At 71.1% G+C, this 10,521-nt stretch carries 10 protein-coding genes; 7 read left to right on the top strand and 3 right to left on the bottom strand.

Annotated features, from left to right (window positions below):
- Positions 1 to 119: 119 nt before the first annotated feature.
- Positions 120 to 1,640, bottom strand: a complete 1,521-nt coding sequence (locus tag ACZ4XX_RS26645; RefSeq protein WP_468510395.1) for a peptide MFS transporter — start codon at positions 1,638 to 1,640, stop codon at positions 120 to 122.
- Between the two features lie 429 nt (positions 1,641 to 2,069).
- On the opposite strand from ACZ4XX_RS26645, the gene ACZ4XX_RS26640 reads away from it, so the two are divergent.
- Together ACZ4XX_RS26640 and ACZ4XX_RS26635 are read left to right on the top strand one after the other, a co-directional pair.
- The gene (locus ACZ4XX_RS26640; protein ID WP_030315177.1) at positions 2,070 to 2,747 is read left to right on the top strand and encodes a response regulator transcription factor; all 678 of its coding nucleotides are present in this window, start codon (positions 2,070 to 2,072) and stop codon (positions 2,745 to 2,747) included.
- Positions 2,748 to 2,798: 51 nt separating this feature from the next.
- The gene (locus ACZ4XX_RS26635) at positions 2,799 to 4,070 is read left to right on the top strand and encodes an ATP-binding protein (protein WP_468510394.1); all 1,272 of its coding nucleotides are present in this window, start codon (positions 2,799 to 2,801) and stop codon (positions 4,068 to 4,070) included.
- Between the two features lie 110 nt (positions 4,071 to 4,180).
- Here ACZ4XX_RS26635 and ACZ4XX_RS26630 read toward each other — a convergent pair whose 3' ends face one another.
- A complete protein-coding gene (locus ACZ4XX_RS26630; RefSeq protein ID WP_468510393.1) occupies positions 4,181 to 4,696 on the bottom strand; it encodes a GtrA family protein in 516 nt (171 codons plus the stop codon).
- A gap of 188 nt (positions 4,697 to 4,884) precedes the next feature.
- On the opposite strand from ACZ4XX_RS26630, the gene ACZ4XX_RS26625 reads away from it, so the two are divergent.
- The 4 genes from ACZ4XX_RS26625 to ACZ4XX_RS26610 all read left to right on the top strand — a co-directional run bounded on the left by ACZ4XX_RS26625 (position 4,885) and on the right by ACZ4XX_RS26610 (position 8,885).
- Positions 4,885 to 6,024, top strand: coding sequence for a 5-(carboxyamino)imidazole ribonucleotide synthase (locus ACZ4XX_RS26625; protein WP_468510392.1), 1,140 nt, complete (start codon positions 4,885 to 4,887; stop codon positions 6,022 to 6,024).
- Between the two features lie 59 nt (positions 6,025 to 6,083).
- Positions 6,084 to 6,581, top strand: a complete 498-nt coding sequence (purE, locus tag ACZ4XX_RS26620; RefSeq protein WP_468510449.1) for a 5-(carboxyamino)imidazole ribonucleotide mutase — start codon at positions 6,084 to 6,086, stop codon at positions 6,579 to 6,581.
- Positions 6,578 to 7,804: a dipeptidase gene (locus tag ACZ4XX_RS26615; RefSeq protein WP_468510391.1), complete on the top strand. Its 1,227-nt coding sequence runs from the start codon at positions 6,578 to 6,580 to the stop codon at positions 7,802 to 7,804. The genes purE and ACZ4XX_RS26615 overlap by 4 nt, the downstream gene beginning before the upstream one ends.
- A 148-nt stretch (positions 7,805 to 7,952) precedes the next feature.
- Entirely contained in the window at positions 7,953 to 8,885 is a 933-nt protein-coding gene (locus ACZ4XX_RS26610) for a membrane dipeptidase (RefSeq protein WP_468510390.1), read from the top strand.
- A gap of 56 nt (positions 8,886 to 8,941) precedes the next feature.
- On the opposite strand, the gene ACZ4XX_RS26605 is transcribed toward ACZ4XX_RS26610, so the two are convergent.
- Positions 8,942 to 10,267, bottom strand: coding sequence for a UDP-glucose dehydrogenase family protein (locus tag ACZ4XX_RS26605; RefSeq protein WP_468510389.1), 1,326 nt, complete (start codon positions 10,265 to 10,267; stop codon positions 8,942 to 8,944).
- Positions 10,268 to 10,387: 120 nt separating this feature from the next.
- On the opposite strand from ACZ4XX_RS26605, the gene ACZ4XX_RS26600 reads away from it, so the two are divergent.
- On the top strand, positions 10,388 to 10,521 hold a 134-nt coding region (locus ACZ4XX_RS26600; protein WP_468510448.1), incomplete at its 3' end, for an acyl-CoA dehydrogenase family protein.

Below are 10,521 nucleotides of genomic sequence, written 5' to 3'. Positions count from 1 at the left end.
GTGCGCTGTGTTCCCCTCCCCCTCGGGGGCCCCCCCAGGCCGCGAACCGGGGGGAGGGAAACGGGGGATTCCCCCCACCCGGGGTCGGTGCGCCCCCCCCCAAGGCCGTACGGGGGAGGTCAGTGGACGCTGCCCATGAGCGCCTGGACCTTCTTGCGGTACATGTAGATCGCGAAGCCCGCCGCGACGGCGAGCGTCGCCTGCATGGCGATGATCCCCGTCCCGTTCAGGTCCACGCCCGCGATGGAGAGCAGACCCGTGGTGCAGTCACCGGCGGTGACGGCGAGGAACCAGACACCCATCATCTGGGAGGCGTACTTCTTCGGCGCCATCTTCGTGGTGACGGAGAGGCCGACGGGGGAGAGGCACAGCTCACCGATGGTCTGGATCATGTAGATCGTGACCAGCCACATCGGGGACACCTTGGTGCCGTCGCCCGCCATGTTCATCGGGACGATGAAGACGAAGAACGAGGCGCCGACGAGGACCAGACCCATCGCGAACTTCACGATGGTGTTCGGCTCCTGGTTCTTCCGGGCCAGCCACAGCCACATCCAGGCGAAGACCGGGGCGAGCGCCATCACGAACAGCGGGTTCAGCGACTGGTACCAGGTGGCGGGGAAGCCGAGGCCGAAGATCGTGTCGGCGGTCTTGTCGTCGGCGAACAGCGACAGCGTCGAGCCGCCCTGGTCGTAGATCATCCAGAAGATGGCGGCGGCGACGAAGAACCAGATGTAGCCGGTCACCCGCGACTTCTCGCTCGAGTCGAGGTCCTTGTCGCGCTTGATGCGGGCCAGGACGGCGACCGGGATGATCAGGCCGGCGAGGGTGATCGGGACCATCGCCCAGTTCAGCGTGTACATGCCCATGGCGACGACGGCGCCGTAGAAGGCGGCGATCACGACGGCGCCGACGGCGACCTTGGTGATGACCGACCTGCGCTCCTCGGCGGACAGCGGGTTCGGGACCTCGCTGCTCTTCGGGTTCAGCGTCTTGCCGAAGATCAGGAAGACGGCGAGGCCGAGGCCCATGCCGATGGCGGCGAGGGCGAAGCCGAGGTGCCAGTTGACCTTCTCGCCGACGGTGCCGATGACCAGCGGGGCGAAGAACGCGCCGAGGTTGATGCCGACGTAGAAGAGCGTGAAGCCACCGTCACGGCGCGGGTCGTCCGCGCCCTTGTACAGGTGGCCGACCATCGTCGAGATGTTGGCCTTCAGGAGGCCGGAGCCGACCGCGACGAGCGCGAGACCGACGAAGAACATCGCCTGGCCGGGGATGGCCAGCGAGACATGGCCGAGCATGATCACGGAGGCCGCGATCGCGACGGTCTTGCGGGCGCCCCAGACGCGGTCGCCGAACCAGCCGCCGGGCATGGCCATCAGGTAGACCATCGAGACGTAGACGGAGTAGATCGCCGTCGCCGTCGCCGCGGTCATCGCGAGGCCGCCGCCCTGGCTGCCCGTCGCGGCGTCCACGCCGCCGGAGACCAGGTACAGAACGAGAAGGGCCCTCATGCCGTAGTAGGAGAAACGCTCCCACATCTCGGTCATGAAGAGAGTGGCCAGACCACGGGGGTGGCCGAGGAAGGTCTTCTCGTAGCCGAGGGGTTCGGCCGAGTCCTTCGTCAGGCTGGACGCCATGTCGATCCTTGCTCTGTCGGGACGCGCGCCTTGTGAGCGTGGTGCGCCCGGTGGGGGAGGCCGGCACCGGCGGAATCGGAGTGGACTCCGCCGGGATCCACGCCCCGGGAGATGCGTCTTCGCGTCCCGGGACCCGGCCCACAGGTCTTTCACCGTCCTCGAGGTTCGGCTGAGCCGACCTCACGCAGAAAGAGGACCTTGGCGCGCGAAGCTGGCCAAAGGTCCCCGATTACCGCTACAGACGTCGAGCCACCATACGACACGACAGTGCCGGATATGGAAGGACTTGAGAGATGGATCACAGGTAAGGACGCAACCGAACGAGGTCATTCGAAGGTCATGTGCAAGATACCCACAGGATCTCCAGGGTTCCCTCCCTCCCCGAGGATCACGCCCCGGCCTCCCACCCGTGCGGACTACCATCACCCCATGACCCGTGTACTGCTCGCCGAGGACGATGCGTCCATCTCGGAGCCGCTTGCCCGCGCCCTGCGGAGGGAGGGGTACGAGGTCGAGGTCCGCGAGGACGGTCCGACCGCCCTCGACGCCGGCCTCCAGGGCGGTGTGGACCTGGTCGTCCTCGACCTGGGCCTGCCCGGCATGGACGGACTCGAGGTCGCCAGGCGGCTGCGCGCCGAGGGCCACACGGTCCCGATCCTGGTGCTGACCGCCCGCGCCGACGAGGTCGACACGGTCGTGGGGCTCGACGCGGGCGCCGACGACTACGTCACCAAGCCGTTCCGGCTCGCCGAGCTCCTCGCCCGCGTCCGGGCGCTGCTCCGGCGCGGCTCCACCGAGCCCGTCGTCGCCCCCTCGACCCACGGCGTACGGATCGACGTCGAGTCGCACCGGGCCTGGATGGGCGACGAGGAGCTCCAGCTCACGGCCAAGGAGTTCGACCTGCTGCGGGTCCTGGTCCGCGACGCGGGCCGGGTCGTCACCCGCGACCAGCTGATGCGCGAGGTCTGGGACACCACGTGGTGGTCCTCCACGAAGACCCTGGACATGCACATCTCCTGGCTCCGCAAGAAGCTGGGCGACGACGCGGCGAACCCCCGCTACATCGCCACGGTCAGAGGCGTCGGCTTCCGTTTCGAGAAGAGCTAGCCGGGGCCCGTAAGGTCGGGAGCGTCTCCCGTTCCCGCCCGGAGGGCAACCGTGCGCCGCCGCCTGATCAACTCCACCCTCGCCGTCGTCCTCGTCGTCATCGCCGTCTTCGGCGTCTCCCTCGTCATCGTCGAGACCCGGACGATCTCCAGCAGCGCCCAGGAGAGCGTGGACCTGGAGGCGCTCCGCATCGTCTCCATCGTCGACAGCCGGCTCATCGGCGGCGAGCCGGTCAACCCGGACATCCTGGCCCAGCAGAGCGGTGCCAAGCGGTACGCCCGGATCCAGGTGCCCGGCCGCGACACGATCGAGATCGGCACCCGCCCGGAGGGCGACGTCACCCGCGGCGTCGCCGAGGGCGAGCGCGGCGAGACCGTGGTCGTCGAGGAGTCCCGCTCGGCGGTGACCGCAGAGGTCGGCCGCACCCTCATGATCATCGGCGCGGTGGCGCTGCTCGCCGTCATCGCCGCCGTCCTCCTCGCGGTACGGCAGGCCAACAAGCTCACGTCCCCGCTCACCGACCTCGCGGAGACCGCCGAGCGCCTCGGCTCCGGTGACCCGCGCCCCCGGCACAAGCGGTACGGGGTGCCCGAGCTCGACCGCGTCGCGGACGTCCTGGACGCCTCCGCCGAGCGCATCGCCCGGATGCTCACCGCCGAGCGCCGGCTGGCCGCAGACGCCTCGCACCAGCTCCGTACGCCCCTCACCGCCCTCTCCATGCGCCTGGAGGAGGTCGCGCTCGCCGACGACCTGGACACGGTCAAGGAGGAGGCGACGATCGCGCTCACCCAGGTCGAGCGGCTCACCGACGTCGTCGAGCGGCTGCTCACCAACTCCCGCGACCCCCGCACCGGCTCCGCCGTCGCCTTCGACCTCGACGAGGTCATCAAGCAGCAGATCGAGGAGTGGCGGCCCGCCTACCGCAGCGCGGGGCGGGCCATCGTCCACAGCGGGAAGCAGGGCATGCGGGCCGTCGGCACCCCGGGCGCGGTCGCCCAGGTCCTCGCGGCCCTGATCGAGAACTCGCTCATGCACGGCGGCGGCACGGTCGCCCTGCGGACCCGCGTCACCGGCAACCAGTCGGTGATCGAGGTCACCGACGAGGGCCCGGGCGTCCCGGCGGACCTCGGCGCCCGGATCTTCGAGCGGGCCGTCAGCGGCCGCAGCTCCACCGGCATCGGCCTGGCGGTCGCCAGGGACCTCGCGGAGGCGGACGGCGGCCGCCTGGAGCTCCTCCAGCAGCAGCCGCCGGTCTTCGCCCTGTTCCTGAGCCGCGAGGTCCGCAGCGTCTCGGAGGGGCAGCGGGAGCGCCCCGTCCGATGACGCCCGGGTGCTCGCCCACCGCACGGACGAAACCCCTGGTCAGAGCTTCTGACCAGGGGTTTCGGGGGTTCGGGGGGTACTGAGGGGTACGGGGTTTCGGGGAGCGGTGCTCAGACGCGGTCGGGCTGCCGCCGGGGAGCCTGCCGCGGCGCCTGCTCCAGGAACGATTCGGCGGTCTGCACCGCCTCCTTCGCCGGCAACGCGCGGAACACCCACGTGCGGTACGACCAGAAGCGGAACAGCGTCCCGATCCCGATGCCGAAGAACTTGAAGAAGTTGCTCGCGAGCGGGCCGTCCCAGCCGAAGCCGTACGTCGCCGCGTAGAGCACACCGTTCTCGATGACCATGCCGACGACGCTGAACAGCAGGAACAGCGACATCTCCTTGGTGCGCCCGGACTTGTCGCGGTCGCGGTACGTGAAGTAACGGAACCCCACGTAGTTGAAGACGATCGCGACCACGGTGGCGATCAGGCTGGCCCGGACCATCGGGATGTCCGTCGCGCCCCGGACGATGTTGAAGACTCCGAGGTTCACGAGGACGCCGAGACCGCCCACCACCCCGAACTTGGCGACCTCCCGGGCGAGCCGGTCGAGTCGCGTGCGCAGCGCGCCGGGTTCACTCATGGTGATGGCTCTGTCCCGTCCGTCCGGATGACGTCCGGGCGACGTCAACCCAACCATGCTAACCAGCGCTCCTGTCACCCGCCCGTGTACCTGGGAAACCACTGGCGAACCGGCTCCCCACCAGCGCCGTTCTTGTGTCAAACCACAGCCGGACGCGTGTTCACGGATGGTGCGGATACCCTAAGAGGGTGACGTTCCCGGTAGTCGGCATGGTCGGTGGCGGTCAGCTCGCCCGAATGACCCACGAGGCGGGCATCCCCCTCGGCATCAAGTTCAAGCTCCTCAGCGACACCCCGCAGGACTCTGCGGCGCAGGTGGTGAGCGAGGTCGTCATCGGCGACTATCGCGACCTGGCTACGCTGCGTGACTTCGCGCGCGGATGTGACGTGATCACCTTCGATCACGAGCACGTCCCCACGGAGCACCTGCGGGCCCTGGAGGCGGACGGCATCCCCGTCCGCCCCGGGCCCGACGCGTTGGTGCACGCCCAGGACAAGGGGGTGATGCGCGCGAAACTCGACGAGATCGGCGCACCCGGCCCCCGGCACCGCATCGTGGCGGACCCCGAGGACGCGGCGGCCTTCGCCGCCGAGGTCGGAGGCTTCCCGATCATCCTCAAGACGGTGCGCGGCGGTTACGACGGCAAGGGCGTCTGGTTCGTCCGCAGGCCCGAGGAGGCCCGCGACCCCTTCCTGGCGGGCGTCCCGGTCCTCGCCGAGGAGAAGGTCGACTTCGCGCGCGAACTCGCCGCGAACATCGTCCGCTCCCCGCACGGTCAGGCCGTCGCCTACCCGGTCGTCGAGTCCCGGCAGGTCGACGGCGTCTGCGACACGGTGATCGCACCCGCACCCGACCTCGACGGCGAGCTCGCCGGACAGGCCCAGGAGCTGGCCCTCCGCATCGCGAAGGAGCTCGGCGTCGTCGGTCACCTGGCCGTCGAGCTGTTCCAGACCACGGACGGCCGCATCCTCGTCAACGAACTGGCGATGCGCCCGCACAACTCCGGCCACTGGACCCAGGACGGCGCGATCACCTCGCAGTTCGCCAACCACGTCCGGGCGGTCCTCGACCTGCCCCTCGGCGATCCGCGCCCCCGCGCGACGTGGACCGTGATGTGCAATGTCCTGGGCGGCGACTACCCGGACATGTACTCCGCGTACCTGCACTGCATGGCCAGGGACCCGCAGCTCAAGATCCACATGTATGGCAAGGACGTGAAGCCCGGCCGCAAGGTGGGGCACGTCAACACCTACGGCGACGACCTGGACGACGTGCTGGAGCGCGCGCGTCACGCCGCCGGCTATCTGCGAGGAACGATCACCGAGTGAGCAGCACGAGCCCCGGCACGGCCCCCCGCACCTCCACCGCCCCCGTGATCGGCATCGTCATGGGATCCGACTCCGACTGGCCCGTCATGGAGGCCGCGGCGCAGGCCCTCGACGAGTTCGAGATCCCGTACGAGGTCGACGTCGTCTCCGCGCACCGAATGCCGCGCGAGATGATCGCGTACGGCGAGGAGGCCGCGGGCCGCGGCATCAGGACGATCATCGCGGGCGCGGGCGGCGCCGCCCACCTGCCCGGCATGCTCGCCTCCGTCACCCCGCTGCCGGTCATCGGCGTGCCGGTGCCGCTGAAGTACCTCGACGGCATGGACTCGCTGCTCTCCATCGTGCAGATGCCGGCCGGTGTGCCGGTCGCCACGGTCTCCGTCGGCGGCGCGCGGAACGCGGGCCTGCTCGCGGCCCGCATCCTCGCCGCGCACGACCCCGAACTGCTCGCCCGGATGCGGGAGTTCCAGCAGGAGCTGAACGACCAGGCGACCGAGAAGGGCAAGCGCCTGCGGGCCAAGGTCGAGGGCGCGGAGTCGTTCGGCTTCGCCAAGTGAGCGCCGCGGACCGGGCCTCCGGCGGCGCGGCCGACCGCCTCGCCGAGGCCCGCGGGCTGCTGGCCGCCCACCCCGTCGTGGACGGCCACAACGACCTGCCGTGGGCGCTGCGCGAGCACGTCCGCTACGACCTGGACCGCATGGACATCGGCGCGGACCAGACCGGCGCGCTGCACACCGACCTCAAGCGGCTGCGGGCCGGCGGCGTCGGCGCCCAGTTCTGGTCGGTGTACGTGCCCTGCCGGCTGGCCGGCGACGACGCGGTCAGCGCGACCCTGGAGCAGATCGACATCGTCGACCAGCTCCTGGCGCGGTACGCGGGCGACCTCGCCCCGGCCCTGACGGCCGACGACATGGAGGCGGCCCGCACCCAGGGCCGTATCGCGTCCCTCAAGGGCGCCGAGGGCGGCCACTCGATCAACAACTCCCTCGCCACCCTGCGCGCCCTGCACACCCTCGGCGTGCGCTACATGACGCTCACCCACAACGACAACAACGACTGGGCGGACTCGGCGACCGACGCGCCCGGCGTCGGCGGGCTCTCCGCCTTCGGCCGTGCGGTCGTCCGCGAGATGAACCGCTCCGGCATGCTCGTCGACCTGTCGCACGTCGCCGCGACGACCATGCGGGACGCGCTCGACGCCTCGGCGGCGCCGGTGATCTTCTCGCACTCCTCGGCCCTGGCCGTCTGCGACCACCCGAGGAACATCCCGGACGACGTCCTGGAGCGACTGCCCGCCAACGGCGGCGTCGCGATGGCCACGTTCGTGCCCAAGTTCATCCTCCCCGCGGCCGTCGAGTGGACCGCGCGGGCCGACGAGAACCTCCGGGCACACGGCTTCGACCACCTCGACACCACCGCCGGGGCGATGAAGCTGCACCGCGCCTTCGAGGAGGAGAACCCGCGTCCGATCGCCACCGCCGCCACGGTCGCCGACCACCTCGACCACATGCGCGAGGCCGCCGGCATCGACCACATCGGCATCGGCGGCGACTACGACGGCACGGCCTTCACCCCGGCCGGCCTGGACGACGTCGCCGGCTACCCGAACCTGGTCGCGGAGCTGCTGCACCGCGGCTGGTCGCACCCGGACCTGGCGAAGCTGACCTGGTCCAACGCCGTCCGCGTCCTCCGCGACGCGGAGGCGGTCTCGCGCGACCTGCGGAGCCGTACGGCACCGTCGAACGCGACGATCGACTCCCTGGACGCGCCGGGCGCCTGACGGCGTGTGAACGCACCGGCCCCGGCCCCGGCGTTCACCCGGACGGCTCAGCCCGCCGAGCCCCCGCAGGGGCCCGGTGGCACGGTGGACGGTACTGCCCCGCCCAATTCGGCGGGGCGGTACTGCATCACCGAGTTGGAGTAAGACCATGGCGGAACTGCTAGACGACCATCCCACGCTCTCCACCGTCCCTGCCGCCGCCGGGGAGCCCGCACCCCCCGAACCACCCCCGCCGCTCGACGAGCCGTCCCGCGCCCGCGCCATCCTGGCGGCCCAGCCCGTCGTCGAGGGACACACCGAACTGCCCCGCTCCCTCGACCCCGAGGACCTGCCGCCCCTCCGCGCGGCGGAGGCCGGAGCCCAGTTCTGGTCGCTGCACGTCGGACCCGGCGAAGACGCGGCGGGTGTCATCGGGACCCTGCGGCGCATCGACGCCATCCGCGCTCTCGTCGCCGCCTGCCCCGAGGACCTGCGCCTCGCCCACACGACCTCCGAGATGGCCCACGCCCGCAACTGCGGCCGCGTCGCCGCCCTGCTCGGCCCGGTCAGCTGGACGGCGCTCGGCGCCTCCGCCGCGACCCTGCGGGCGTACCACGCCCTGGGGGTACGGGCCGTCAACCTCACCCGCTTCGACCGCTTCGCCCGCGACGCGGTACGGGAGATGAACCGCATCGGCCTGGCCGTGGACCTCTCCGGCGCCGACCAGGACACGGTCCGCCGCGCCCTCGCGGTCACCCGCGCCCCCGCCCTGCTCACGAGGGCGGCCCCGGAGGACCTGCCCGACGACCTCCTGGGACTGCTCGGCGAGAACGGCGCCGTGTGCATGGTCCCCGTGACCGACGACCCGGCCGCCGTCGCCGACGTCCTCGACCGGGTGCGTAAGGAGGCGGGCGCGCACTGCGTGGGCGTCTCCCACACCACCGACCCGGCCGTCGGCTACGTCCCGCTCTTCGCGGAGCTCCTCCGCCGGGGCTGGACCGCCCAGGATCTGGTCGGCCTCGCGCACGCCAACGTGACGCGGGCACTGCGCGAGACGGAGTTCCTGTCGCGGACGAACCGCATCAGGCCGGCGGCGGCCTGACCGTGGAAACGGGAGGAGGGGGCGCCACGGCGCCCCCTCCTCCTCGTGTCCGCGGTTCAGGCGCGCGGGCGTCCCATCGCCCGGTACGTCCAGCCGGCCGCCCGCCAGCGCTCGGAGTCCAGCGCGTTGCGGCCGTCGAGGATCACCCGCGAGGCGGCGACCTCGGCGAGCGCCGCCGGGTCGAGCTCGCGGAACTCGCGCCACTCCGTCAGATGCAGCACCACGTCCGCCCCGCGCACCGCTTCGAGGGCGGACTCCGCGTATCCGAGGGTCGGGAAGAGGCGCCGGGCGTTGTCCATGCCCTTCGGGTCGTAGACGGTGACCTGGCCGCCCTGGAGGTGTATCTGGCCGGCCACGTTCAGCGCGGGGGAGTCACGGACGTCGTCCGAGTCCGGCTTGAAGGCGGCGCCGAGGACGGCGACCCGGCGGCCCAGGAAGGTGTTGCCGCCGAGGGCCTCGCGCGCCATCTCGACCATCTGTCCGCGGCGCCGCATGTTGATGGAGTCGATCTCGCGGAGGAAGGTCAGCGCCTGGTCGGCGCCCAGCTCGCCCGCGCGGGCCATGAAGGCCCGGATGTCCTTGGGCAGGCAGCCGCCGCCGAAGCCGATGCCGGCGCGCAGGAACTTGGCACCGATCCGGTCGTCGTGCCCGATCGCCTCGGCCAGCTTGGCGACGTCGCCGCCGGCGGCCTCGCAGACCTCGGCCATCGCGTTGATGAAGGAGATCTTGGTGGCGAGGAAGGAGTTCGCGGAGGTCTTCACCAGCTCGGCGGTGGGGAAGTCGGTCACCACGAAGGGCGAACCGTCGCCGACCGGACCGGCGTACACCTCGCGCAGCAGCTTCTCGGCCCGCTCGCCCTGCACGCCGACGACGATCCGGTCCGGGTGCAGGGTGTCCTGCACGGCGAAGCCCTCGCGGAGGAACTCCGGGTTCCAGGCCAGTTCCACGCCCTCCGGGAGCACGCCCGCGAGCCGTTCGGCCGAGCCGACGGGCACGGTCGACTTGCCGACGACCAGGGCCCCTTCGCGGACGACACCGGCGAGGGAGGCGAAGGCGGCGTCCACGTAGCTCATGTCGCAGGCGTACTCGCCGTGCTTCTGCGGGGTGTTCACGCAGACGAAGTGCACGTCGCCGAAGGCGCCCACCTCCTCCCAGGAGGTGGTGAAGCGCAGCCGGCCGCTCGAACCCTCGATGCCGGCCACGTGCTTCGACAGGAGTTCTTCGAGGCCCGGCTCGTACATCGGGACCCGGCCGGAGGACAGCAGCTCGATCTTCTCCGGTACGACGTCGAGCCCCAGGACCTCGAAGCCCAGCTCCGCCATGGCCGCGGCGTGGGTGGCACCGAGGTAGCCGGTGCCGATCACGGTGATCTTGAGGGCCATGCGGGTCTCCAGTGAACGTCGGGCGGAATGCCTGCCCGAGCATAGTCGTGCCCTGGTCCGGGGCCGGATCACGCCCTACCATTTGGGTTACTTAACGGTAGTTAGCAAGTGTGGGAGTGAATGAGCGTGTCGGGTTCTGCTGATTTCGACCTGTATCGACCCTCCGAGGAGCACGACATGCTCCGGGAGTCGGTGCGTGCGCTCGCGGAGGCGAAGATCGCGCCGTTCGCCGCGGCGGTGGACGAGGAGGGCCG

The organism is Streptomyces sp. NPDC029956 (assembly GCF_055574655.1).
Note: the sequence above shows the minus strand (reverse complement) of the source record. Positions and strands in the feature narration are given on the sequence as shown.